At 47.6% G+C, this 25,813-nt stretch carries 27 protein-coding genes; 3 read left to right on the top strand and 24 right to left on the bottom strand.

The features are described 5' to 3' along the window. Positions 1–135: 135 nt before the first annotated feature. The 10 genes from glyA to prfA all read right to left on the bottom strand — a co-directional run bounded on the left by glyA (position 136) and on the right by prfA (position 8,612). Positions 136–1,389, bottom strand: coding sequence for a serine hydroxymethyltransferase (glyA, locus tag QM454_RS08215; RefSeq protein ID WP_432363692.1), 1,254 nt, complete (start codon positions 1,387–1,389; stop codon positions 136–138). 56 nt (positions 1,390–1,445) lie between these two features. Beyond that, complete coding sequence (locus tag QM454_RS08210; RefSeq protein WP_432363690.1) at positions 1,446–2,009, bottom strand: TIGR01440 family protein; 564 nt, start codon at positions 2,007–2,009, stop codon at positions 1,446–1,448. 17 nt (positions 2,010–2,026) lie between these two features. Then, complete coding sequence (gene rpiB / locus QM454_RS08205; protein ID WP_432363688.1) at positions 2,027–2,464, bottom strand: ribose 5-phosphate isomerase B; 438 nt, start codon at positions 2,462–2,464, stop codon at positions 2,027–2,029. A 123-nt stretch (positions 2,465–2,587) separates the two neighbouring features. Next, on the bottom strand, positions 2,588–3,871 hold the full coding sequence (locus QM454_RS08200; protein WP_432363686.1) for a methyl-accepting chemotaxis protein: 1,284 nt from the start codon (positions 3,869–3,871) through the stop codon (positions 2,588–2,590). Continuing rightward, positions 3,868–4,314 (bottom strand): low molecular weight protein arginine phosphatase, encoded by a 447-nt coding sequence (locus tag QM454_RS08195; RefSeq protein WP_432363684.1) that lies wholly within the window; start codon positions 4,312–4,314, stop codon positions 3,868–3,870. Before QM454_RS08195 ends, QM454_RS08200 begins: the two co-directional genes overlap by 4 nt. A 59-nt stretch (positions 4,315–4,373) precedes the next feature. Beyond that, positions 4,374–4,874: a manganese efflux pump MntP gene (locus QM454_RS08190; protein ID WP_432363682.1), complete on the bottom strand. Its 501-nt coding sequence runs from the start codon at positions 4,872–4,874 to the stop codon at positions 4,374–4,376. Between the two features lie 114 nt (positions 4,875–4,988). Beyond that, on the bottom strand, positions 4,989–6,020 hold the full coding sequence (locus tag QM454_RS08185) for an L-threonylcarbamoyladenylate synthase (protein ID WP_432363680.1): 1,032 nt from the start codon (positions 6,018–6,020) through the stop codon (positions 4,989–4,991). Positions 6,021–6,081: 61 nt separating this feature from the next. Continuing rightward, a complete protein-coding gene (locus tag QM454_RS08180) occupies positions 6,082–6,651 on the bottom strand; it encodes a stage II sporulation protein R (RefSeq protein WP_432363678.1) in 570 nt (189 codons plus the stop codon). Between the two features lie 43 nt (positions 6,652–6,694). Further along, on the bottom strand, positions 6,695–7,543 hold the full coding sequence (prmC, locus tag QM454_RS08175; protein WP_432363676.1) for a peptide chain release factor N(5)-glutamine methyltransferase: 849 nt from the start codon (positions 7,541–7,543) through the stop codon (positions 6,695–6,697). Next, entirely contained in the window at positions 7,536–8,612 is a 1,077-nt protein-coding gene (gene prfA, locus QM454_RS08170) for a peptide chain release factor 1 (protein ID WP_432363674.1), read from the bottom strand. The genes prmC and prfA overlap by 8 nt, the downstream gene beginning before the upstream one ends. 221 nt (positions 8,613–8,833) lie before the next feature. On the opposite strand from prfA, the gene QM454_RS08165 reads away from it, so the two are divergent. Continuing rightward, positions 8,834–9,355, top strand: a complete 522-nt coding sequence (locus tag QM454_RS08165; RefSeq protein ID WP_432363672.1) for a hypothetical protein — start codon at positions 8,834–8,836, stop codon at positions 9,353–9,355. On the opposite strand, the gene QM454_RS08160 is transcribed toward QM454_RS08165, so the two are convergent. Next, positions 9,260–10,195, bottom strand: coding sequence for a nuclease-related domain-containing protein (locus tag QM454_RS08160; protein WP_432363670.1), 936 nt, complete (start codon positions 10,193–10,195; stop codon positions 9,260–9,262). The two genes, QM454_RS08165 and QM454_RS08160, sit on opposite strands and share 96 nt — an antisense overlap. Before the next feature lie 175 nt (positions 10,196–10,370). Between QM454_RS08160 and QM454_RS08155 the strand changes: the two genes are divergently transcribed. After that, the gene (locus QM454_RS08155) at positions 10,371–10,607 is read left to right on the top strand and encodes a hypothetical protein (protein WP_432363668.1); all 237 of its coding nucleotides are present in this window, start codon (positions 10,371–10,373) and stop codon (positions 10,605–10,607) included. On the opposite strand, the gene QM454_RS08150 is transcribed toward QM454_RS08155, so the two are convergent. The 9 genes from QM454_RS08150 to QM454_RS08110 form a co-directional block, all read right to left on the bottom strand. Beyond that, complete coding sequence (locus QM454_RS08150) at positions 10,557–11,573, bottom strand: VanW family protein (RefSeq protein WP_432363666.1); 1,017 nt, start codon at positions 11,571–11,573, stop codon at positions 10,557–10,559. The two genes, QM454_RS08155 and QM454_RS08150, sit on opposite strands and share 51 nt — an antisense overlap. A 122-nt stretch (positions 11,574–11,695) precedes the next feature. Continuing rightward, on the bottom strand, positions 11,696–12,298 hold the full coding sequence (locus QM454_RS08145; protein ID WP_432363664.1) for a thymidine kinase: 603 nt from the start codon (positions 12,296–12,298) through the stop codon (positions 11,696–11,698). A 283-nt stretch (positions 12,299–12,581) separates the two neighbouring features. Continuing rightward, entirely contained in the window at positions 12,582–12,797 is a 216-nt protein-coding gene (gene rpmE, locus QM454_RS08140) for a 50S ribosomal protein L31 (RefSeq protein WP_432363662.1), read from the bottom strand. 269 nt (positions 12,798–13,066) lie between these two features. Then, a complete protein-coding gene (gene rho, locus QM454_RS08135) occupies positions 13,067–14,350 on the bottom strand; it encodes a transcription termination factor Rho (protein ID WP_432363660.1) in 1,284 nt (427 codons plus the stop codon). Between the two features lie 135 nt (positions 14,351–14,485). After that, positions 14,486–15,451, bottom strand: a complete 966-nt coding sequence (glpX, locus tag QM454_RS08130) for a class II fructose-bisphosphatase (protein ID WP_432363658.1) — start codon at positions 15,449–15,451, stop codon at positions 14,486–14,488. A 98-nt stretch (positions 15,452–15,549) separates the two neighbouring features. Beyond that, positions 15,550–16,827 (bottom strand): UDP-N-acetylglucosamine 1-carboxyvinyltransferase, encoded by a 1,278-nt coding sequence (locus QM454_RS08125; protein ID WP_432363656.1) that lies wholly within the window; start codon positions 16,825–16,827, stop codon positions 15,550–15,552. Between the two features lie 20 nt (positions 16,828–16,847). Next, positions 16,848–17,495, bottom strand: coding sequence for a fructose-6-phosphate aldolase (gene fsa, locus QM454_RS08120; protein ID WP_432363654.1), 648 nt, complete (start codon positions 17,493–17,495; stop codon positions 16,848–16,850). A 92-nt stretch (positions 17,496–17,587) separates the two neighbouring features. Next, the gene (locus QM454_RS08115; protein ID WP_432363652.1) at positions 17,588–18,445 is read right to left on the bottom strand and encodes a class II fructose-bisphosphate aldolase; all 858 of its coding nucleotides are present in this window, start codon (positions 18,443–18,445) and stop codon (positions 17,588–17,590) included. A gap of 131 nt (positions 18,446–18,576) precedes the next feature. Continuing rightward, on the bottom strand, positions 18,577–18,942 hold the full coding sequence (locus tag QM454_RS08110; RefSeq protein WP_432363650.1) for a response regulator: 366 nt from the start codon (positions 18,940–18,942) through the stop codon (positions 18,577–18,579). 174 nt (positions 18,943–19,116) lie between these two features. Here QM454_RS08110 and QM454_RS08105 point away from each other — a divergent pair, with 174 nt between their 5' ends. Then, positions 19,117–19,638, top strand: a complete 522-nt coding sequence (locus QM454_RS08105; RefSeq protein ID WP_432363648.1) for a DUF2529 family protein — start codon at positions 19,117–19,119, stop codon at positions 19,636–19,638. Between the two features lie 173 nt (positions 19,639–19,811). Here the strand turns inward: QM454_RS08105 and QM454_RS08100 are convergent, their stop codons facing one another. From QM454_RS08100 to icmF, 4 genes are all read right to left on the bottom strand, one after another. Then, entirely contained in the window at positions 19,812–21,419 is a 1,608-nt protein-coding gene (locus QM454_RS08100) for a CTP synthase (protein ID WP_432363646.1), read from the bottom strand. Between the two features lie 167 nt (positions 21,420–21,586). Continuing rightward, positions 21,587–22,153 carry a DNA-directed RNA polymerase subunit delta gene (gene rpoE, locus QM454_RS08095; protein ID WP_432363644.1) on the bottom strand — a complete coding sequence of 189 codons (567 nt, stop codon included), beginning with the start codon at positions 22,151–22,153 and terminating at the stop codon, positions 21,587–21,589. 66 nt (positions 22,154–22,219) lie between these two features. Then, positions 22,220–22,384, bottom strand: a complete 165-nt coding sequence (locus tag QM454_RS08090; protein WP_432363642.1) for a hypothetical protein — start codon at positions 22,382–22,384, stop codon at positions 22,220–22,222. A 148-nt stretch (positions 22,385–22,532) separates the two neighbouring features. Further along, the gene (gene icmF / locus QM454_RS08085; RefSeq protein WP_432363640.1) at positions 22,533–25,787 is read right to left on the bottom strand and encodes a fused isobutyryl-CoA mutase/GTPase IcmF; all 3,255 of its coding nucleotides are present in this window, start codon (positions 25,785–25,787) and stop codon (positions 22,533–22,535) included. Between the last annotated feature and the right edge of the window lie 26 nt (positions 25,788–25,813).

Here is a 25,813-nt window from a genome sequence, read left to right as displayed (position 1 = left end):
TAACAGAAACGTGTCGATTCCTGCATCGCCGAACGCACAATGTGACAGATGTTCTTTAATGTTGAATTGTTTGAGTTATTCGGTGACGGATTATAAAAAATCCCCGCTCTCGAATAGAGAGCGGGGATGGATCTATTATGCATAAAGTGGGAAACGGTCTGTTAGTGCTTTGACGCGCTCAGCCACTTCTTTTTTCGTCGCTTCGTCTTCGTGGTTTTTCAATAGAGTAGCGATGATGGAACCGACTTCTTTCATCTCTTCTTCTTTGAAACCGCGTGTTGTGACGGCTGGTGTTCCGATACGGATGCCGGATGTGACGAATGGGCTTTCCGTGTCGAATGGAATTGTATTTTTATTGACAGTGATGCCGACTTCGTCAAGGACGTGTTCAGCGATCTTGCCTGTGATGCCAAGCGATTTCAAATTGACGAGCAACAAGTGGTTGTCCGTTCCGCCTGATACGATGTCGACACCTTCAGCCATTAAAGATTCCGCAAGGGCAGCAGCATTTTTCTTTACTTGCTGAATATGCGATTTAAACTCAGGCTTTTGGGCTTCGCCGAATGCAACCGCTTTTGCAGCGATGACGTGCATGAGCGGACCGCCTTGGATGCCAGGGAAGATTGACTTATCGATTTTGCGGCCGAATTCTTCAGCGAATTGTTCGTTCACGAGGATTAGACCGCCACGTGGTCCGCGCAATGTTTTATGCGTCGTCGATGTAACGAAGTGCGCGTGTGGCACTGGATTCATATGCTCGCCAACTGCAACAAGACCTGCGATGTGCGCCATATCTACCATTAAATATGCACCGACTTCATCAGCAATTTCACGGAATTTCGCGAAGTCAATTGCACGTGGATATGCACTTGCACCCGCAACGATCAATTTCGGCTTATGCTCAAGTGCTTTTTGACGGACGTCTTCGTAATCGATACGCTCGTCCTCTTTGCTTACGCCGTATTCGACAAAGTTATACAGTTTACCCGAGAAGTTTACTGGGCTACCGTGCGTTAAGTGCCCGCCGTGGGAAAGGTTCATGCCGAGTACAGTGTCGCCCGGCTCTAGAATTGTGAAATAAACAGCCATATTCGCTTGCGCTCCGGAGTGAGCTTGTACGTTTGCATAGCCTGCTCCGAAAATTTCTTTCAGACGGTCGCGCGCGATGTTTTCAACGACGTCGACGTGCTCACAGCCACCGTAGTAGCGTTTGCCTGGATAGCCTTCAGCGTATTTATTCGTTAAATAAGATCCTTGTGCTTCCATAACTGCTTCTGTCACGAAGTTTTCGGATGCAATTAGTTCGATATTTGCGTTTTGGCGGTTCTTTTCCGCCATAATTGCTTCGTATACAGCTGTATCTTCGCGTTTCACATTGCTTAAATCCATTATTCCATTTCCCCTTTTCTCGTTTTCTGTTTGTAGGTGCATGTTGTGAAGTTCCGTTAGTCTTCCAATAGGCGTTTGTAAATCGCCCGTTCACCGCCGATTAGTTTCGGCCGGGTCGTCGCGATCGTTACGACTGCATCCCCGATTTTGTCGATGGACGTACGAAGTGGAACGGCGACCGGCTTTAAGTGCATGCCGATCAACGTCTGGCCGATGTCGATTCCTGCATGTGCACGGATCGATTCGACGATGACCGCGTCGTCCAACTGTTCAAACGCATACGCCGACATCGATCCGCCGGCAGTTGCTGCTGGAATGACGGATACGGTGTCGAGACCTGCTTTTTCTGCAGCTTTACGCTCGATCGTCAAGGCGCGGTTAATATGTTCGCAGCCTTGGAATGCTAAAAATATGTCATGCTTACTAGCGAATGCGTGCAACGGTACGAAGAGCGCTTCGGCGATTTCAAGTGCGCCACCTGTCCCGATCCGTTTGCCTGCAATTTCGGATGTCGAGCAGCCGACGACGAAAAATGTGCCTGGCGTAAATGTTGTCTGCTCTGCCATTTCCGATAGCAACTGTTCAAGTTGAAGCTTCCATAATTTCAATACATCATCCATTGCCTTGCTCACCTCACTTATTTTTCGAGCTCTGACAATTTGGCGACACGTCGCTCGTGACGGCCACCTTCAAATGAAGTGTCTAACCACGCTGTCACTACTTCCCGTGCGAGACCTGGTCCGACGACGCGCTCTCCCATGGCAAGTATATTTGAATCGTTATGCCCTCTCGTCGCCTTCGCGCTGAAGACGTCATGAACGAGTGCACAACGAATTCCTTTCACTTTATTCGCAGCGATCGACATTCCGATCCCTGTGCCGCAAACGAGGATGCCCCGATCGAACTTCCCACTTGCGACGCCGTCTGCTACTGGTTTGGCGTAATCCGGATAATCGACCGATTCATCGGAGTCCGGACCGAAATCCTCATAGTCCAAACCGAGTTCCGATAATAAGTCCATAATTTCATGGCGCAAGCGATTGCCACCATGATCCGAAGAGATTGCGATTTTCATTGCGTCCCCTCTTTTCTTAATTTACTCTAAATTATTTTACCACTGATCCACAAAAAAACACAGCCCTGGAATGACTATTTCGGGCTGTGAAATAAATTTAAAATATTCTATGAAATGTTCTATTCACGAACGATCAAATTGACTGATAACTTTATACAAATCTTCGGATTGCTTCTTCAATTCGTTTGCCATCTCATCTGTCTGCTCAATCGACTTTACTTGCTCTTCCGTTGCGGCGCGTACTTCTTGTGCACCTGCCGATGTTTGTTCCGCGATAGCCGCTACTTCCTGCGATTGTCTTGCAGTCGTTTCAATATTCGACAGTTGGTGTTCGACAAGTTCCGAAATTTTAACGACAGAACTCGCCATATCGTTCACCTTTTCTGCCATCGCTTCGACGTTGCCGCTCGTCGCGTCAGCACGGTTCGCTTCGTTCGCAGCAGTACTTACTTGCCTCTCCATTTCTTGCACAACTTTCAAGACATCAGCCTGAATCATCTTCACAAGTTCGTCGATACTATGCACCGCTTTCGCACTTTCATCTGCAAGAACACGTACTTCTTCAGCAACGACTGCGAAGCCTTTTCCATGCTCCCCGGCACGCGCCGCTTCGATGGACGCGTTCAATGCTAGCAAATTCGTCTGGCCCGCAATGCTGCCGACGAGCTGAACGATTTCGCCAATTTTCTGCGCATTGTGATTCAGTTCGCGTATTGTGCCTAGCGACTGCTCGCTCTGATTCGACATGTCGCGAATCCCTTTCACAAGCGTCCTAAACACATCTGTCGTGCGCTCGAGCTCTTCTAGCATTTCCCTCGACTGTTCGGACGAATCATCTGCACGTCTACTCACTTCCGCTGCAAGCGATCGTACATCTTCAATCGCTTCCGCTGTTTCTTGAATGGCAACAGCCGAAGCTTCTGCGCCTGAAGAGATCTCCATAATGGTTGAAGCGACCGCATCGGCTTGTGTCGCCGCACTGCTCGTCTCACCTGACAATTTGTCGACTGTTTGCGCCGTCCGCTCGAAATTCGTCTCAATTTCCGTGACGATCGTCCGCAAATTGACGACGAGCTGCTGGAACGCTTCCGCGACAGAACGGATTTCGTCAGACGACTTTGGCAGCTCGATATCCGTGCCAATTTTCCCGTCCGCCACTTCAATTGCCGCCTTCTCCAAGTTTTGCAACGGCTTCGTCAAAATTGTACTAAATAAGGCCGCCAATATACCCGACCATAAAATCCCTAACACATATGTACTAATTTCAAATACAAATGGTTGGACGTTCGGAAAAAACTCCGGACGAACGTAATTAATGAACAATGCACTTATCGAATACGTAATTACTGCAAGCACTACAACGAAGAAAACCAATTTTTTCCGTAAACCAAATTTCTTCCTACTCATGCCCCATCCTCCGTCAACTTCATCATCAACTGCTCAATCAACGTACCCAACTCAGTAAACGTCATCCGATAGGTAGCCAAGCTGCCGCCATACGGATCGAGTACGTCTCCGAACTCTCCAGGTGACACGAATTCCTTCAATGTAAATGTCTTCGTTTCCACTTCTGGGAAAGAATGTAGCAAAAACGCCTTATGCGACATCGTCATCGTCAACACGAGGTCCGCCCATTCGAGTTCTTCCGCCGTAACAGCATTGGAAACTGGTGTATACGGCATGTCCGCCTCGTTAATGAGCGTTTGTGCATTCGAGGAAATCGGCAACCCATCGATTGCACTCACTCCTGCGGACCGCACTGTTACGCCTTCAATTTCTTTCGAACGGAGAATCGCCTCCGCCATCGGACTCCTGCACGTATTCCCTGTACAAATAAAATAAATATTCATTCATCATCACCTACCTTTAGCATACCCGATAGCCGCGAATAAAGAAACAGATAATTGCATCAAAAACATGACAATATCCCCATTACTACTAAAGCCACTCCCGCAATGATGCGAAGTAGCTTACCGTTTCGGACACTTAAAAAACGTCCGAAGTATAGGGCGAGACAGGAAAAAATAAACGATAGAAAACTCGCAGCGAAGATGAACAGTAGTTTATTCAATTGGAGCATGCCAAAAGAGACACTGACCGAAAAGGTGTCCAAACTGACAGCAAGCGCAATTACCGCCGGATGGAGCTGTCGTTTCAATAAGCTGTTGTCATCGTCTTGCAGAAGCATATGGATACCGATCATCGCAAGTAGCACACCTGACAGTAAATGGCTCCATACCGAAAAGAGCTCAGCAGACCAATCCCCCATGACGAAACCCGCGAAAGGCAGTACAAAATTCAAAAATGTTATCCACAGCGCAAGAACAAGCCTACCTTTCCGCAATTGGAGCAACGATAAGACAACAACGACATCAATTGTTGTGACGCTTGCAGCGAATATTTCAAACAATAAATTGACCTCCCAACTTCCGCATCCATCCATCTTATGCGCACGTTTAGGAGGTCATTCATTTATTCATATGTTGAATGTGGACAATTAGTCGTCAACAATTCATTCATTTCTTTAGCCGTTAAATCGTTTTCCGTCCGCCGCTTTTAAGAGTCGGTTCATAACAGCAGCGCCAACTCCTTCCGCTTCCGTCCCAACAGCTAGGATGAGATCAGCATCCGTCAAATCGCATTGCCGAATCGAGCCGTATAAATGTGCCGCCATCGCTTCGTCGTCATGAAGCGGACCGACAGCGAAGTACCAATCCGCCTCGGGAATGGTAAATTCGTCGGGACCGATGACCGCGACCTTTTTCCCTTCAGAGTGAAGCTGCCTGACTGCTTCCTGTATCACTGTTTCGTCCGGCTCAATGACGAAAAGCGGCGACTCCGGGGCGTAATGCATATATTTCATGCCCGGGGCACGCGGCGCATCGTCCTCATTGGCACCTTCGATTTCAGCGCGAACTGGACCGATTATATCTTCAATCATTTCGCGTGTTACGCCACCTGGCCGTAAAATTTCGGGAGGATTCGACGTCATGTCGAGAACGGTCGATTCAACACCGACACCTGTCTTTCCGCCGTCGACAATAAGCGGAATCCGTCCTGCAAGATCCGTCAATACGTGCGTCGCTTCTGTCGGACTCGGCTTTCCACTCCGATTCGCACTCGGTGCTGCAAGCGGACCACCAAGTGCACGCAATAAGTTTAACGCCACTGGATGATCAGGCATCCGGATGCCGACCGTGTCGAAGCCCGGCGTGACATTTTCCGCTATGACACCAGGCTTTTTATGAAAAACGAGCGTCAGCGGGCCCGGCCAAAATGCATTCATTAACTTGTCCGCATTTTCCGGCACATCGACCGCATAATTGCTTACATCTTCTTTATTGCCAATATGTACGATAAGTGGGTTGTCAGACGGACGGCCTTTCGCCTCGAAAATTCGTTGCACCGCTTTCGCATCCGTCGCAAGCGCCCCGAGGCCGTACACCGTTTCGGTCGGGAACGCGACAACGCCTCCACTTTTTAGTATATCCACAGCTTGTTGATAACTCACAAAGTTATCCATATCGTTATCCACTGAAACAATTTCAGTATGCACGGTTTTAAACCCCCATTTATACACAATCTATACACCTTATCCACAATTCACGTGGATAACTTCAGTCAAACAACGATTTTATCCACTCCCAAACGAAGAAAGTAACTTTTTCTTCCTCGTCTTTATCCACATTTTTTTCTGGAAAACAGACTCTTGGGAATAAAGAACACCACCAATTGTCACCACGCCCACTGCCAATTTTCAAAATATATGCATCATACGGCGCTTGCGGCGTAATAACGAAGCCGGATCGCTTCGGTGGAAACAACGCCGCTGTCCGGTCGAAGCTAACATCCTGTCCGCCCGCCATCGATTGCGCCGTTTGCAAAATGGTCGATTCAATCGCTTTTAAGTTATCCACAATTTCTGATTTCGAAGCAGCTTGCGAAATTGCTTCATTGATCATCGGCTCAATAACAAGCCGGATTTCTTCTTTTACCTTTTGGTCAGCAGGCGCATTCGAATGCGACAAAATCCGGAATCTAATTTCCTCTTCCTGTTCAACTTGCCCTGTAAATAGTAGCAACGCGGACTGGATAAGGAAAAGCACGAGAATGAACTCGACAACAGCCATGAAACGATCTATCCGATTATTTTGTTTCAAATTAGTAATTTCATAGTCTTGCAACATATCGATCCCCTCCTGACCACATTGTCACCAAGAGGAGGGGGTTTTATTCATCAATCTCACAAAATATCATTCGATCTTTGCCGTTCACATCTCGCACGATGGAAACCAGCGCATTTGGAAACGCCTGTTGAAATAGTTCACGCACTGCGTGACCTTGCAGGTAGCCGATTTCAACACCGATGAGCGATTGTTTATTCATGAGCGGCGGCAATTTTTCCGCAAGCTTTTTATAGAAGAAAAGCCCATCATCGTCCGCAAACAACGCGCTATGCGGCTCAAAATCGAGTACTGTCGGCGACATCTCTTTCGATTCTTCCATCGCGATATACGGTGGATTCGACAAGACGACATCCCATTTTTCTCCGTCGATTGGCTCCGTCATATTGCCAAGCCTAAAATCGATGTCGACATCGTTGCGCCTCGCATTCCGCTTCGCAACGTCGAGCGCAGATTCACTAATATCCGTTGCTGTGACAACTGCTTCAGGGCGTTCTTTTTTGAAGGAAATCGCGATCGCGCCGCTCCCTGTACCGATATCCGCCACGCGGCATTTTTTAGGGAACTTGCGGCTCCGTTCAAGCACGCCAAATACGAGCTCCTCCGTTTCAGGACGCGGGATGAGCACATGTTCATTCACTTCGAATGACAGTCCGTAAAACTGTTCTGTACCAATAATATGTTGAACGGGCTTGCCTGTTAGCAGCTCTTCGGTTTTATTCCAGAAAGCGGTTTGTTGTTCTGGCGTGAGCGGTTCACGTAAATCCGCTAGCAATGTGGCTCCGGATTTTCGTGTGACATGCTCCATAAGTAGGTGCGCCGCGTGTTCGTCCAAGTTTTTCGACTCGAGAAGTGATTTCGCTTTATTGAGCGCTTCATAGATTTTTTCAGTCATGCTGATCCAAGCTTTCCAATCGTCTCGCCTGGTCCTCAACGATGAGGGCGTCGATCACTTCGTCGAGCTTCCCTTCGATGATCTGGTCGAGCTTTTGGATTGTGAGTCCAATTCGGTGGTCCGTCACGCGGTTTTGCGGGAAGTTATACGTTCGAATTCGCTCGGAACGGTCACCTGTCCCGACAGCGGATTTTCGTTTTTCATCGTACTCCGCTTGCGCTTCTTGCATGAATTTGTCGTAAATGCGGGCGCGGAGAACTTTCATCGCTTTCTCTTTGTTTTTAATTTGCGATTTTTCATCCTGACACGAAACAGTGATTCCTGTCGGTAAATGCGTTAGGCGGACAGCGGACATCGTCGTGTTAACGGATTGTCCACCCGGTCCGGATGATGCGAATGTGTCGGTACGAATATCCTTTTCATGAATATCAATTTCGACTTCCTCCGCTTCCGGCAATACGGCGACAGTCGCAGTCGACGTATGGATCCGGCCGCCTGATTCCGTTTCCGGCACACGCTGAACGCGATGCGCACCGTTTTCATATTTCAGTTTCGAATACGCGCCATTTCCGTTGATCATGAAAATGATTTCTTTGAAGCCGCCGAGCTCGGTCGGCGAGGAATCCATCACTTCGACTTTCCAATTGTTCGTTTCTGCGAATCGGCTATACATTCTGTACAAGTTACCAGCGAACAGCGCCGCCTCGTCGCCGCCTGCCGCCCCGCGGATTTCCATAATAACGTTTTTGTCGTCATTCGGATCTTTCGGAACGAGCAATAGTTTTAGTCTCTTTTCAAGTGATTCAATCTGTTCATCGAGTTCCGCGATTTCCATTTTGACGAGTTCTTTCATGTCATCGTCAAGCGGCTCTTCCAGCATTTCTTTCGCATTGTCGTATTGCGTCGTCGCGCTTTTATATTCGCGATACGCATCAACCGTATCTTGCAAATCGGACTGCTCCTTCGAATACGTCCGCAGCTTCGTCATATCACTTACAATATCCGGATCGCTCAGCAATTCATTCAATCGCTCATATCGATCTTCAACGGCTTGAAGCCTATCAAACATAGTCATTGCACCTCTTCGTTCTCTGTCTGTTTTGTATATTAATTGTACGGGAATTAGGCGCTGAAATACAGTTTTTTCTTTGGGTGGCGGGGGTTTTGGGCGTGGGGTAGCCGGTTTTGGACGCGGGATGAGCGACTTTGAGCGCGCGGGGACGCACTTTGAGCGCGGGACGGGCGACTTTGAGCGCGCGGGGACGCACTTTGAGCGCGGGATGAGCGACTTTGAGCGCGCGGGGAATCGCTTTGAGCGCGGGACGGGCGGCTTTGAGCGCGCGGGGACGCACTTTGAGCGCAGGACGGGCGACTTTGAGCGCGCGGGGACGCACTTTGAGCGCGGGACGAGCGACTTTGAGCGCGCGGGGAATCGCTTTGAGCGCGGGACGAGCGACTTTGAGCGCGCGGGGAATCGCTTTGAGCGCGGGACGAGCGACTTTGAGCGCGCGGGGAATCGCTTTGAGCGCGGGACGAGCGACTTTGAGCGCGCGGGGAATCGCTTTGAGCGCGGGACGAGCGACTTTGAGCGCGCGGGGAATCGCTTTGAGCGCGGGACGAGCGACTTTGAGCGCGCGGGGAATCGCTTTGAGCGCGCAGCGTATGATAATCTATGGCGCGATTAAAAAAACGCTTTTCTACAAAGCGTTTGAACAATTACCTTATATAAATTGCAGTCCTGCGAGTTCCTTTCATAGTGAGGCCCGCCTTCTTCAATATTCTTTTTGCAATATGATGATTTTGGATACCTGAAAACGAACGAAATTGGCGGTTGGTAATGCTGGTGTCCATTAAATTGAACCAATCGTCGAGGAGGGAGAGATGACAATCCAAAGCACTGTAAGAACAGACAGGACAACGCCATTTTTTCTCGCTCCATCTCATTCCATTGCGTCTGCATTTTGGACAAATAACTCCTGGGATTATATCTTCTTTTGCTATGTTCAATGTCTCTGTCAGAGGGAATGGGTTGTATTCTTGGTGCGCTTGTATCATATCGCGCGCTATTTTATTGATCGTATTTCTACTTAATAGTTCACGTTCGATGACGATGTTATACAGTTTAATCGGAATTTCGTGTGTGAATGAGATTTCAGCATTTGTTTCTTTTTCAATGTATAGTTCGTTCGTGTAGGCAAGTCCAATTATTCCTTTAATAGGGATATCAATTCCTCTTTCCTTTAGCCATCTGTTCATGAAGTTTATTTTTCGCTCTAGCTCCGTAATTGGACTTTGAAGGATTTTTCTATCTTCGTTGAGTTCTTGAATGAATTGCGTAGGGTTTGCTTTCACCGTAAGTTTTCCACCAAGATTTTTAATTTCAAAGATGATAATTTTGTTTGGCAAGATGAGTACTGAATCCATTTGAAAGTAGATTCCATTGTATTGGAGGCAAATATCATGGAGTAAGGCGAATGGATATGTTGGACGAAATTCATTTATATGCTTGTCAAAATTCAGTTCGCCTCCGAATCCAGCCTGTCTTCTTCTGAAATCTTCCTCGACTATTGTGTATTGTTTGTGATCGTTAGGTAGTCGGCTGATTAGTGATTGTAAGCCTAGTAAGGATAAGGGTTCGCTCCGTTTTTTCATTAGCATTTTCATCACCTCACTAGCATTGTATCAGGACGTAAATTTTCACGTTTTGGCGGAAATTTGAATTTGCCGTTAATTTGCGGGTTAAATTTCATTTTTGGTGGCGAAAACGCATTTAAAATATTTTTTTGAGAATTTGAAGTGGTTTGGTTTGGGCTTGGGGGCGACAGCTTTGAGCGCGAGGGCAGCAACTTTGAGCGCGAAACCATCTGCTTTGAGCGCGGGAGCTACCGCTTTGAGCGCTGAAGTCACCGCTTTGAGCGCAGGAGCAGTGACTTTGAGCGAGGAAGTCACTGCTTTGAGCGGGAGCACCACTTTGAGCGCGGAGCCACCTGCCTTAAGGCGGAATGTAACTTATTCATTTAAAAAATTCCACGTATTTCTCCGCGGTTTTAATTTCAATCGTTAGAAAGTCTTTTCCGTAAATGGCTTCAATGAGAAATGGGGCGTCAGTTGCGTTTCGGAATCTGAAGTCGAGGCCGCCGTAGGAGACAGTTGCATCCCTTCCTTTCGGGACGTAGCCGATATCTATCGAATGATGGTGCCGTTCGATGTATTTTACGGGAAGTTGGTCGACCGCGTTAAATAAGGTTGAGGAAGTTTGACAAATTCCCCCGCCGATCCCCATAACAAGTTTTTTGTTAATGATTTCAGGGGCGGGCTGGTAGCCGTTCGCTTCGTCTCGCGGTCCGACGACGGTATTGAAGGAGAAATGGTCTCCACTGCCGACAATGATTTTGTCGATGGCTTCCGCTGAAAGTTCGATGTTTTTATTCCGATTTGTGTCCGTCGGGTTGAAATAGGTTGTATACGATGCGACAACAACGTCGTCTAAGTGCTGGATATCCTCGGGATTATAGCCACTTTCGGTTATTTCGATTGGCAGTTCAACAGTACCCCCTTCGACAGACGCTTCCATAATCCGCTCCACTAATATGCTTTCTCGCAACAGAATTAGTGGGTTGCCTTTGATGAGATTGCCATTTTCGTCCAATCTGTCGAGCACCATCCGTTGGTCGTATCCAGCTTTTCCGTCGGTTCCGCGTGCGAGCTCTTTTGCAAATTGTTCGATTTGCGCTATGTACGCCGCGATGTCCATTTCATAGCCTAGATCGATTGGGGTAAATGTGTGGATTAGTTTATTGGTTGTCGGGTCAATAATGTTGATAACTGGAGCCGGTGACGGGATGATTTTCGTTTGGGCAACCGGCTGCTTCGTCGATTCTGTTTGCTTTGGTGTTTCCGTTTTTCCAGTAGGTTTTGATTGCGCAGGTGTTTCCGTACTATCTGTATGTTTTTCAATCACCGATTGCTGCTGACAGCCAAACAGTCCAATCGAAACGATGAAAACGAGGGCGACAATCCATTTTTTCATTTCTACCCATCTCCCTTCCTATAATGGTTACCATTAGCCATAGTATTCGAGGGGTGTGGATAGTGTGTGTTTTAATGACAGTAAAAAAACAGCATGGAGCTTGTCCATGCTGTTTTTCTCTGTTATTTAGCTGCCACGTTCGCGGTTACTCCGTTTGGAACTTCGTGGTGCATGCGGCATCTTGCTTCGTATGCTTCAGATGCACCGACGAGGATGATTGGATCGTCATAGCCAGCGGGTTGTCCGTTTATAAGCCGTTGCGTGCGGCTCGCGGGAGATCCGCAAACAGTGCAGACGGCTTGTAATTTTGTGACGTTTTCTGCGACGGCCAACAGTTGTGGCATCGGTCCGAATGGTTCACCGCGGAAATCCTGGTCGAGTCCTGCGACAATGACGCGGAATCCGCGATCTGCCAATTCCATGACGACGTCGATAATGCCTTCATCGAAAAATTGCGCTTCGTCGATTGCAATTAAGTCGTAGTCGTCTCTAACGAATTGTTCAATTTGTGTTGAGTCGGCAATAGGCGTCGCGATTACCGTCGTTCCGTTATGGCTGACGACTGCTTCTTCGCTATATCGGTCATCGATTTCGGGCTTAAACACGGCGATTTTCTGTTTGGCAAATTGTGCGCGTCGTACGCGGCGAATTAATTCCTCGGATTTCCCTGAAAACATGCTGCCACAAATTACTTCTATCCAGCCGCCTTGCATTGTTACGTACATGTTGGTTCCCCTTTCAATTGTTGCTCTATGTAAAAGTTCTTCTTTCGTTGTCGGAATATCTATCATACATTAAATCGAGGTGAAAATGACGTCTTTTCTTTCGGGGAGGAATATGTTATGGATGGAGCTTTGGACGCGGGACTCACCACTTTTGGCGCAGAACACTTCATGCGTCGCGCCAAATTGGTTTTGACAAATTAAAGGATTTTATTCAAAAGAAGTTCTATATGGTTTATTCCCAAATTGAAAACCCGCCAAACAATGTTGGCGGGTTGGAAGGTTCTTATTCTTGTCCTTCTTCTTTGAGGCCATATTTCTTGTTGAAGCGGTCGACGCGGCCGTCCGCTGCAGCAAATTTTTGGCGTCCAGTGTAGAATGGATGGCAATCTGAACAAACTTCTACGCGAATGTCCTCTTTTACAGAACCTGTTTCGAATGTGTTTCCACATGAACAAGTAACAGTCGCTACTTTGTAGTTAGGATGAATTCCTGCTCTCATCGGTCTCTCTCCTCTCGCCCTGAACCATCTGGAACAGAGTATTATTGTAGGGTGTTGCACAAGACTGATGCCTTACACGGTCCGTATATGTCAACCGCATATGCAGCAGATGGTCGAAACCATACTCAGAAATTATAACAAATCTGTTTGTCCGTCGCAACTATTTATTTTCAGTATCACACTTTTGATTTCCGTTACAGGCAGTCTCTTCATATTCATGCTCGCAAACGCCGTTCTTCGTGACGGCGTTCGCAACTATTTTCTATCAATTAAAGCAGCCCTTTTCCATTACGATGGGCTTTCATTTCTTCATTCAACTTGTCGAAAAATTCTTCGTTCGACTTCGATTGACGTAGTTTTTTCAAGAAGCGTTCTGCGAAATCTGGTGCGTCGGAGAATGTCTTCCGGATTGCCCAGAGCTTTTCGAGCTGTTCGGACGGGATGAGCAGTTCCTCTTTCCGCGTTCCAGAGCGGCGAATGTCGAGCGCTGGGAAAATACGACGTTCTGCAAGGCTGCGGTCAAGATGCAGCTCCATGTTGCCGGTCCCTTTGAATTCCTCGTAAATGACTTCGTCCATACGTGAGCCTGTGTCGATTAGTGCGGTTGCAAGAATCGTCAAGCTGCCGCCTTCTTCTAGGTTCCTTGCAGCACCGAAAAATCGTTTCGGACGGTGGAATGCTGCCGGATCGATACCACCTGAAAGCGTACGGCCGCTTGGCGGGATGACAAGGTTATACGCGCGCGCAAGTCTCGTAATGGAATCCATTAAAATGACGACGTCGCGTTTATGTTCGACGAGTCGCATTGCACGTTCTAAGACGAGTTCAGCAACTTTTACGTGGTTTTCCGGTACTTCGTCAAATGTCGAGCTGACGACATCGGCATCGACGGAACGTTCGATGTCCGTCACTTCCTCAGGACGTTCGTCGATGAGAAGGACGATGAGTTCCGCTTCGGGATGATTCGTCGTAATGGCATTGGCGATTTCTTTTAATAGCATCGTCTTTCCTGCTTTCGGAGGAGCGACGATGAGTCCGCGTTGCCCGAATCCGACAGGCGACACGAGGTCCATAATGCGAGTCGACAGTTTTTGTGGTGTCGTTTCAAGTTTAATGTGGCGGTCTGGATAAAGCGGTGTAAGTGCTGGGAAGTGAACACGCTCTCTCGCGACTTCCGGGTCTTCCCCGTTAACGGCTTCTACTTGCAAAAGGCCGTAATAGCGTTCGTTTTCTTTTGGTGGACGGACTTTCCCTGTTACTTTGTCCCCGTTCCGCAAGTCAAATCTTCTTATTTGAGAAGCAGAAATATAGATGTCTTCCGAGCTTGGTGAGTAGTTGATCGGACGGAGGAATCCGTATCCTTCCGATTGGATAATCTCGAGTACGCCTTCCATGAAGAAGAAGCCTTCTTGTTCGGCCCTTGATTTTAGGATCGCGAAAATTAGCTCTTTTTTCGTTAATTTGCTGTAATAAGAGATTTTGTATTCCCTTGCAAGCTCATATAACTCTTTCAAGGTCATATTTTCCAAGCTGGCAATTGTTAAAATTGGCATAGTATCGTAAGCTCCACTCTTTATTTGTTTTTCGTATGTTTGGGTGTTTTTTCATTTAGGTAGGTGAATCAATTAATAGAAGGATGCCCGGCGTAAAGCCGGGCGTTGAGGCTTGCTATGTTTCATTTAGACTAATTAATCTTGCATAACTAGCAATGGTTTTTTCTTCATGCTGTGGCGTCCTTCTACGAAACGGATTGTGCCTGATTTAGAGCGCATGACGATTGAATGCGTTTCACAGTAACTTCCCTTGAATTGGACACCGCGTAGCAATTCACCGTCTGTTACGCCTGTTGCAGCAAAGATGGCGTCGTCGCCTTTGACGAGGTCGTCCATGTAGAGAACTTTCGAGACGTCGATGCCCATTTTTTCGCAACGGAGGCGCTCTTCTTCATTAGAAGGAACGAGACGACCTTGGATTTCTCCGCCGAGGCTTTTTAGTCCGACTGCAGCGATAACGCCTTCAGGTGCTCCGCCGAGTCCGAACAAAATGTCTACGCCCGTGTTGTCAAATGCTGTATTAATAGCGCCCGCAACATCTCCGTCATTGATGAGCTTAATACGCGCGCCGGCAGCTCTAATTTCTTCGATGATTTTTGAATGGCGTTCACGGTTAAGAACAGTTGCGACAACTTCATCGATCGATTTGTTTTTCGCTTTGGCGACGGCTTGGAGGTTATCCGCGATAGACGCATCGATATCGATTTTGCCTACCGCTTCAGGTCCGACCGCAATTTTATTCATGTACATGTCAGGCGCGTTAAGGAGGTTTCCTTTATCCGCAATTGCAATGACTGCAAGTGCATTCCATCCGCCTGATGCGACGATGTTCGTTCCTTCGAGCGGGTCGACGGCGACATCTACTTCTGGACCTTCGCCCGTTCCGAGCTCTTCGCCGATATAGAGCATCGGCGCTTCATCCATTTCACCTTCGCCGATGACGACGACCCCTTGCATCGGAATCGTGTCGAACACAGTACGCATCGCTTCCGTAGCAGCATCATCTGCTTCGTTTTTCAAACCGCGTCCCATCCAGCGGGCCGCTGATACTGCTGCTGCTTCCGTCACACGTACTAATTCCATCGATAAACTGCGTTCCATTATGATTGTTCCTCCCGTTTAGCGCATTTCATTATACGTAATCAATAAACGCTTTTCTCTTTAGATGTACATTCACTTCTAGTATAGCATAAGCAATTTTATTCACTGACGATCGCTTTTTCAGGAACGGATTCCTTACGAATGTCCGCTCCAATACCGCGAAGTTTCTCGATCAAAGAGCTGTAGCCCCGTTCGATATGGTGGATTTCTTGGATTTCCGTTTCGCCATCCGCAAGTAGACCGGCGATGACGAGTGCCGCTCCAGCCCGAAGGTCAGAAGCACTAACAGCTGCCGCCTGAAGCGGAGTTGGACCCGAAAGAATGACGGATTGCCCTTCCACTTTCCCGTCAGCATTCATCCGCCTTAGTTCATCGATTTGCTTGAACCGCGCAGAATAAATCGTATCCGAAATAACAGATGAGCCGTTTGCCTGCGTTAATAGTACGGAGAATGGCTGTTGAAGATCGGTCGGGAATCCCGGATAGACGAGTGTTTTCACATCGACCGCCTGCAGACTTTCGGATTTAGGGATGAAAATATGCTCTTCCCGTTCTTCCACTTTGACGCCCATTTCACGTAATTTCGCGGTTAACGCTTCAACGTGGAACGGGATGACGTTGTCGATCGTAATGCCATCTCCGATTGCAGCTGCCATAATCATGAACGTACCTGCTTCAATCCTGTCTGGAATGATCGTATGCTTCGTTCCATGCAACCGTTCAACGCCTTCGATACGGATGACATTCGTTCCCGCACCTTTAATGTTGGCGCCCATATTTGAAAGCAACGTGGCAACATCGATAATTTCCGGCTCTTTTGCCGCATTTTCGATGATCGTCCGCCCTTTGGCACGGACCGCCGCGAGCATAATATTAATCGTCGCACCGACAGAAACGACGTCCAAATAAATTTTAGCGCCGCGCAATTCATCTGCACGCAAATAGATAGCGCCGTGCTCGTTCGTTACTTTTGCGCCTAATGCTTCGAAGCCTTTGATGTGCTGGTCGATTGGACGAGGCCCCAAATGGCAGCCGCCTGGAAGCCCGATTGCAGCGTGCTTGAATCGGCCGAGCATAGCACCCATCATATAATACGATGCTCTCAGTTTTTTCACGTTGCCGTTCGGAAGTGGCATTGCAATCATTTCTGAAGGATCAATCGTCATTTTGCCCGAATCAAAGTCTACTTTCCCGCCAATATCTTCAAGGAGCGCTTTTAAGGTGAGTACGTCCGAGATTTCCGGAAGCCCGTCAATCGTTACCGGTGAATCCGCTAAGATAGATGCTGGTATTAACGCGACGGCACTGTTTTTCGCTCCGCTCACTTTTATCGTTCCGCGTAGAGGTTTTCCTCCTCTAATTTTATAAACGTCCATTTCAGTCTCCTTTAGGCGTTTCACTTGTTCTTTCTTGCTTCCCAATCGTCGAGGAATTGTTGGATGCCTTTGTCGGTTAACGGATGGTTGAATAATTGCTTCAGTACGTTGAATGGCGTCGTCGCAATATGCGCTCCTGCGAGTGCTGCATCTGTAATATGTTGTGGACTACGGATGGATGCTGCGATGATTTGCGTATCCATGTCGTGGATTGTGAAAATGTCCGCGATTGTGCTAATTAATTGAATTCCTTCTTGACCGATATCATCGAGTCGTCCGAGGAACGGGGAAACGTATGTGGCTCCAGCGCGTGCTGCAAGCAATGCTTGGTTTGCACTGAAAATGAGGGTTACGTTTGTTTTAATGCCTTCTTGGGCGAAAACAGAACAAGCTTTCAAGCCTTCCGGTGTCATTGGAAGTTTTACAGTGATGTTTGGCGCGATTTTCGCAAGTTCGCGTCCTTCTTCAATCATTCCTTCTGCGTCGAGTGCGATAACTTCCGCGCTAACGGAACCGGGTACGAGTGCAGTGATTTCGCGTAGTCTGTCGTGGAATGAAATGTTTTCCTTTGCTACGAGTGATGGGTTTGTTGTTACACCGGAGATGATTCCCCAGCTATGTGCTTCTTTAATTTCTTCAAAGTTTGCCGTATCGATGAAAAATTTCATATGATCAGTTCCTCCTTCGTGAATGGAAAAGAAGGAGAATGCATCTGTTTTTTCGATGCATCTCCTATTAGTATGTCAAAATTTATTACAAGTTAAGCTTTGTTTGAGCTACCGAATTCGCGCATTTTGCTGATGACTGATTTTTTGATAGCAACGCGCATCGGTGCTAAGTATTTGCGTGGGTCGTAGACGTTCGGGTCGGCGTTTAGTGTTTCGCGGACCGCTTTTGTGCCTTCGATTTGGTTTTCAGTGTTAACGTTAATTTTTGCTGTTCCGAGTGAAATGGCGCGTTGAATATCTTTCGTCGGGATGCCTGTTCCGCCGTGAAGTACGAGTGGAAGGTCCGATTGACTTGAGATTTCTTCCATTTCCTTAAATCCTAAATTCGGTTCGCCTTTGTAAGGTCCGTGAACGGATCCAAGGGCTGGCGCCAAGCAGTCGATGTTCGTTGCTTCGACGAGCTCCTTACATTCTGCAGGATCGGCATAGATGACACCGTCAGCGATGATATCGTCTTCCTGTCCGCCGACTACACCAAGCTCGGCTTCAACAGAAACGCCTTTTGCATGGGCATATTCTACAACTTGTTTCGTAATTTCAATGTTTTCTGCTAGAGGTTTTGAAGATGCATCGATCATGACTGACGTGAAGCCTGCGTCGATTGCCTCTTTGCATTTTTCGAAACTGGATCCGTGGTCCAGATGGATAGCTACGGGTACGGTGATGTTGTAATCATGAAGTAGCCCTTTCACCATGTTGACGACTGTCGTAAACCCGCCCATATAGCGTGCCGCACCTTCGGAAACACCGAGTATGACTGGCGAATTTTCTTCTTGTGCCGCTTGCAGGATCGCCTGCGTGTATTCAAGGTTGTTCAAATTGAACTGACCGATTGCATATCCTTCTTTCTTGCCTTTGATCATCATTTCTTTCATTGACACAAGTGCCATAGCAAAATCCTCCTCCGGATCGTCGAGATGAATTTATTGTTTGAATCGTTTTTTACCTCTTTCATCATAACAAAAACAGACAGTATTTACTACTGTCTGGTGTGGTTGTGGTGCTGTATCATTTCTTTTTATTATTCTCGGCGACGCAAAATATCGTTAACCGCGTCGCGCACTTCATAAATATTGAATGGTTTCGTGAAATATTTCTCTGCTCCGTTTTCAATTGCCTCTATCGGAAGTTCGAATTCCCCATAAGCCGTCATCATTATGACAGGAATATGAGGCCAGTCTTTCTTTAGTCTTTTTAACACTTCGACGCCATTAATTCCTGGCATTTTCATATCTAGTAAAATACAATCCGGCTCTTTCTCTCTAACCGACTGCAGAGCTTCCGCGCCATTTGCAGCCAACCTCGCCTCAAACCCTTCTTTTGTGAATACTTCATTTAATAATAGTCGTATTCCGGCTTGATCGTCGACGATTAGCAAACTCTTCAAAAGGCTCACCCCTTATTTAGTAAATCCCCCAATATGTTATACAGTTTGACATAGGAACTGGAATCTCCTTCTTTTTTTAATCATTATTGTAATATTGTTTTAATCCAAGACGTTACAGCCGATTAGTTGGCTTTCGTACAGCGAGAAAATATAATGGAAAACGAGGTGGTATAAATGAAAATATTGATGACACAAATCGGCGGGCTGTTGCAGCGTGCCGGTTCGAATAATGAAGAGGCAGTCGAGGAGACGGCGCGGCTGTTAGCGCAGGCGACGATCGGTGAAGGGCGTGTTATTTTCGCCGGATTCGATGAGATGGAAGCTGTCGGATTGAACGCGTTGCATAGTGCGGAGCCGTTTCGAGGCGCTGTCTTGTATGAAGAAGGAATGGAGATTCATTCCGCGGACAGGGTTTGGTTATTTTCTCGTTCCGCGACGGACGTACGAGCGCTTCAGTTAGCGCGGGTGCTTGCGGAGCAGTTTATTCCGTTCGCAGTTGTGGCGGGTGAGAAAGCAACGGAGGAAAATGAGTTAGCGGATTTGGCGTATACGTATATGGCGACCGGCGTTGTGAAAGGGATTTTGCCAGGCGAGGACATCGGCAGCCGGATCGTTCAGCCACACGTTTTAGTCGCGCTCTTTTTGTATGAGGCGGTTAAAATGGCGTATGACGAAATGGTGAGAGATGAGGATTAACTAAACAAAAGCGAAGGGCGCCTGCCTAGAGGCGACAGGCATAAGGCAAAGATGCGTCGTGGCGCTTTTTGCCACAGAGCAGCTTTGACTTATGACCCGAGCTTCTGGCGCCCGGAGTCTAGACGTAAAGAAAAACAGAAACCATCCTAGTACGATGGTTTCTGTTTTTTTGTTTATGCGTTTTGATGTGTAAGCGCTGCGCGAATGAATTCGCGGATGAGCGGTGTTGGGCGAGTTGGACGGGAAGCAAACTCCGGATGGAATTGAGTTCCGATGAAGAATGGGTGGTCCTTCAACTCAATGATTTCCACGAGATGGCCGTCTGGGCTTTCCCCTGCTACAACCATACCTGCGCTTTCGAATTGCTCGCGATACTTGTTGTTAAATTCGTAACGGTGGCGGTGGCGTTCGTATACTAATTCGTCGTTATACGCTTCATGCGCTTTCGTGCCTTCTTTTAGCTTGCACGGGTGAGCGCCGAGCCTCATATCGCCGCTCACTTCATCGATGCAATCTTCGGAGTCGCGGTTGTTTTCAATGACCGCATTTTCCGTTTCGCTATCGAATTCAGCTGAGTGTGCGTCTTTTATTTCAAGAACGTCACGTGCGAATTCCACTGCAGCAAGTTGCATGCCAAGACCGACGCCGAAAAACGGAACGCCGTTTTCACGTGCGTAGCTAATTGCTTCCATTTTTCCGTCGATGCCACGGTCACCGAAGCCGCCCGGAACGAAAATGCCGTCTGCGCCTTGCAAGATTTCTGCAGCGTTTTCCTTCGTCACTTCTTCGGAATTAATCCAGTCAATTTCGATATCAGTGTCGAATTCATACCCAGCGTGGCGGAACGCTTCTACTGCAGAAATATAAGCATCTTGCAGTTCGACGTATTTTCCGACGAGGGCGATTTTCACTTTTTTCGATAGATTTCTTACGCGGTTCACAAGTTCTTCAATTTCCGTCAAATCTGGCTCTTTCGTTTCTAAGCCAAGGAAGTCGACGACAATTTTGTCCATGTTTTGCGCGTGCAGACGGATCGGCACTTCGTACAATGTTTCCGCGTCAAGCGCTTCAATTACTTCTTCCGGTTTAATGTTACAGAAGAGAGCGATTTTGTCTTTCATTTCTTGTGGAACTGGATACTCGCTTCGAACGACGATCATATTTGGCTGGATGCCAAGTCCGCGCAATTCTTTTACGCTATGTTGTGTCGGCTTTGTTTTCATTTCACCGGCAGCGTGCAAATACGGGATGAGCGTGTTATGGATGTACATTACATCGTCTTTACCTAGGTCTGTCTTCATTTGACGGATCGCTTCGAGGTACGGTAGTGACTCGATGTCACCGACGCTTCCACCGATTTCGGTAATGACGACGTCTGCATTCGTTTCTTGGCCCGCTCGTTTGATGAGGCTCTTAATTTCATTCGTAATATGTGGAATAACTTGGACCGTCGCCCCTTTGTATTCGCCGCGGCGCTCTTTCCGCAACACGGAGGAGTATACTTTCCCCATTGTGACGTTGGAGTATTTGTTCAATTTAATGTCGATGAATCGTTCATAGTGGCCGATGTCGAGGTCAGTTTCCGCACCGTCTTCCGTGACGAATACTTCCCCGTGTTGGTACGGACTCATCATACGCGGGTCAAGGTTAATGTACGGATCGAATTTTTGGTTCGTTACTTGGAGTCCTCTTTGTTTCAACAATCTTCCAAGGGAAGCGGCATTGATTCCCTTTCCTAGAGATGAAACGACTCCGCCGGTTACAAATATATATTTTGTCATCTATAGCTCCTCCTTTGTGTTAGGGGTTCGGTCGAATAAAATACAAAAAAGCGCTCCACTGTAGTCTATCTACAAGAGGAGCGCTTATACACGGATTCATGTGTCCTTTTTCAAGGAGCCCAAATAGAAGTCTAAATCGTTACACGCCCGAAGTCAAGGGGAAATTATTAAAGAAGGTCCTCTTCTTCTTCGTCTTCCTCTTCTTCGTCTTCGTCAATATCCAAGTCTTCATCAGGAACGATTTCAAGTTCCTCATCGTCATCGATTAAATCCTCTTCGATTTCAATGATTTCCTCTTCTTCTTCCTCTTCATCCAACTCGTCTTCATCTTCATCTTCATCGAGCTCATCGAATTCTTCGTCGAACAACTCGTCCTCATCGATTTCTTCTTCGTCGTCTTCTTCCTCGTCGTCATCGTCATACGCTTTTTTCTTTTTCTTCTTGCGGACTTTAACGACAGGAGCCGTTTCTTCTTCGATTTGATCGACTGGATACCATTCGCGTAATCCCCAACGATTATCGATGACGAGGAATCTTCCATCGATATTCATATCTGTGTAGAATTGGAGGAGCCTGTCCTTCACATCTCTCTCCTTCAACCCAGTCAATTCACGAATTTCATTCAATAGTTGTTCGAGCGTTAATGCTTCACGCCGGTCTGTCAATATGGCATAGGCGATATCGATAAACGACTCTTCTAACAGTTCTTCTTTCGTTAATTCATGTAAATTCAACGTACGCACGTCCTTTCTCTGAGCAAAAGCATACTTATCATTATATACAATGAAGTGCCTGTTATGCTACCATCTTCTACTCTTCTTGAAGCGTTGGAATTCTTTGACGCTCAGGAAGCCGAGATATAGGGCGGCGAGCAAGAAAGGGATGGCGCCGTAACCTGCACCGTACAAGGAAATGATGAGGATAATGATCACAATGATAATTAATACATGATGATACAATTTCATCTGCTCACCTCTTTCCCTTTGCTCTCTTTATTATACGTGGAAGGAACAGGCAAAATCCACTGTCGCAGTAAATATTTTGAAATGTTTTTACGAGAAAGCTATTCATTCAAAAAAGAACGCCCTCGTGGGAGCGTTCCCTTTCATTTCATTACATATTCCTGCGGTATTGGCCACCTACTTCGTATAATGCGTTCGTAATTTGGCCGAGGCTTGCGACTTTAACGGTTTCCATTAGTTCGGCGAAAATGTTGCCACCCGTTACTGCGACTTGCTGCAATTTCTGCAACGCTTCCGCTGATGCATCGCTATGCTTTGATTGGAAAGCACGCAAGTTCGCGATTTGCGTCTCTTTTTCTTCCTTCGTCGCACGGGCAATTTCCATATTGTCGATGTCTTCTTCAGAAGGCGGATTCGGATTCAAGTACGTGTTGACGCCGATAATCGGCAGTTCGCCCGAGTGCTTCTTCATTTCGTAAAGCATCGATTCCTCTTGAATTTTGCCGCGCTGGTATTGCGTTTCCATCGAGCCGAGGACGCCGCCACGATCATTCAACCGATCGAATTCTTGAAGGACGGATTCTTCGACGAGGTCCGTCAGTTCCTCGATAATGAACGACCCTTGGAGCGGATTTTCATTTTTCGATAAACCGTGTTCCTTCGTAATGATCATTTGAATCGCCATCGCGCGTCGCACCGATTCTTCCGTCGGCGTCGTAATCGCTTCGTCGTACGCGTTCGTATGGAGCGAGTTACAGTTGTCTTGCAATGCCATGAGCGCTTGGAGCGTCGTCCGGATATCGTTGAAGTCGATTTCTTGCGCATGCAAGCTCCGGCCGGACGTTTGTACGTGGTACTTCAGCTTCTGACTCCGTTCGTTCGCGCCGTATTTCTCGCGCATCGCGACTGCCCAAATGCGACGCGCAACCCGTCCGATAACCGTATATTCCGGATCGAGGCCGTTCGAAAAGAAGAACGATAAGTTCGGCGCGAAGTCGTCGATATGCATGCCGCGGCTCAAATAATATTCGACGTACGTGAAGCCGTTCGCGAGCGTAAACGCGAGCTGCGAAATCGGATTCGCCCCCGCTTCCGCAATATGGTAGCCAGAAATCGAGACAGAGTAGTAGTTCCGCACTTTTTCGTCAATAAAATATTGCTGAATGTCGCCCATCATGCGGAGCGCGAATTCTGTCGAGAAAATGCACGTATTTTGCCCTTGGTCTTCTTTTAATATATCCGCTTGCACCGTTCCGCGGACGACTTGCAGCGTTGCGCTTCGGACTTCCGTAAATTCTTCGACTGAAAGGATGCGGCCGAGTTCTTCCTCTTTCCGCTTCACTCGCTGGTCGATTGCAGTATTCATAAACATCGCAAGGATGATCGGCGCGGGGCCGTTGATCGTCATCGAAACAGATGTCGAAGGCGCGCATAAATCAAAGCCATCATACAGCTTTTTCATGTCATCGAGCGTACAAATGCTAACGCCAGATTCTCCGACTTTCCCGTAAATATCCGGGCGCTCGTCAGGATCTTCACCGTATAACGTGACGGAGTCGAACGCTGTCGACAGCCGTTTCGCATCGTCGTCTTTCGACAAGTAATGGAAGCGACGGTTCGTCCGTTCTGGCGTTCCCTCTCCCGCAAATTGACGTTTCGGGTCTTCACCTTCTCGTTTGAACGGGAACACTCCAGCCGTGTATGGGAATGAACCCGGGACATTCTCTTTGTACACCCAACGAAGAATTTCGCCGTAGTCCTTGAATTTCGGCAACGACACTTTCGGAATCTTTAACCCTGACAAACTTGTCGTCGTGAGTAGTGTACGAAGTTCTTTATCACGGATTTTCGTGACAAATTCATCACCTGCATACGATTCTTTCAAAGTTTCCCAGTTGTTCAGAATCCGTTTTGATTCCGCAGAAAGCTCTTCACGCACGCCATTTGCTAGGGACTCGAGCGAAGCGACGAGCGCATTGTCCGGCGATTGTTCATTCACAGCTTCAATCGCACCTTCGAGTTGGAATAAACGGCGTGCAAGATCGACTTGCTGCGCGGATTTCTTATGGTAGTCGCGGATCGTGCTCGCGATTTCACGTAAATAGTGGGTACGATCGACCGGGATAATGACGTTCTGCTTTTGCGTCTTCACGAACTCTGAGTAAGATGTCTCCCAATTGAGGCCACATTTTTCATTCAACTTTGAAACGAGCGCAGCGAATAGCGAGTTCGTCCCTTTATCGTTAAATTGGCTCGCAATCGTGCCGTAAACAGGCATCGTGTCGTGATCCTGATCGAACAGAAGATGGCTCCGTTGGTACTGCTTTTGCACTTGATTGAGCGCATCCTCGGACCCTTTCCGCTCGAATTTATTAATGACGATAAGATCTGCAAAGTCGATCATATCAATTTTCTCAAGCTGCGTAGGCGCACCGAATTCGCTCGTCATGACATACATCGACACGTCGGACACTTCCGTAATTTGAGCGTCACCTTGCCCGATTCCGCTCGTCTCGACGATAATCAGATCGAAGCCTGCTGTCTTTACAACGTCAAGCACGTCTTGAATAGCACCCGATAATTCGGACCGCGATCCGCGTGTCGCGAGGCTTCGCATGAATACGCGTTTATTGAAAATCGCGTTCATGCGGATTCGGTCACCGAGCAGCGCGCCGCCCGTCTTCTGCTTCGTCGGGTCGATTGAAAGAATTGCAACTTTTTTATCCGGTAATTCGCGCAAGAAACGACGGATCAGTTCATCCGTGAGCGAGCTCTTCCCCGCTCCCCCCGTACCGGTAATTCCGAGGACAGGCGTGTGTTTCGACAGTTCCCTAGCTTTTTCGATTAGGTTAATCGCGTCACGGTTTTCCTTGTCATACATTTCTTCCGCGTACGTAATGAGGCTGGCAAGCACTTCAGGATTGTCCGTGCTCACCTTTTCAAGTTTCGCCATCTCCGTATCCGCTATTGTAAGGAAATCGCATTCCTCCACCATCCGGTTGATCATCCCTTGAAGCCCCATCTTGCGGCCATCCTCTGGTGAAAAAATCCACGCGATGCCGTAGTCATGCAATTCCTTGATTTCCTTCGGCAAAATGACGCCGCCCCCACCTCCGTAAATCCGGATATGCGGCGCCCCTCTCTCCTGCAAAAGGTCATACATATACTTAAAGTATTCAACATGCCCGCCCTGGTACGACGAAATCGCAATCCCTTGCACATCTTCCTGAATCGCCGCATTCACAACCTCCTCAACGGAACGGTTATGCCCCAAATGAATCACTTCCGCCCCCGTCGCCTGGAGGATACGGCGCATAATATTAATCGACGCATCATGCCCGTCAAACAAGCTCGACGCCGTCACAAAACGAACATGATGCCTCGGCTTATAAATTTCAGCAACCATCCATCACACACCCCTTCATTCCTTTT

The organism is Sporosarcina sp. UB5 (assembly GCF_050859005.1).
Lineage (GTDB): Bacteria > Bacillota > Bacilli > Bacillales_A > Planococcaceae > Sporosarcina.
The sequence above is the reverse complement of the archived record's forward strand: the minus strand, read 5'-3'. Positions and strand labels throughout refer to the sequence as shown.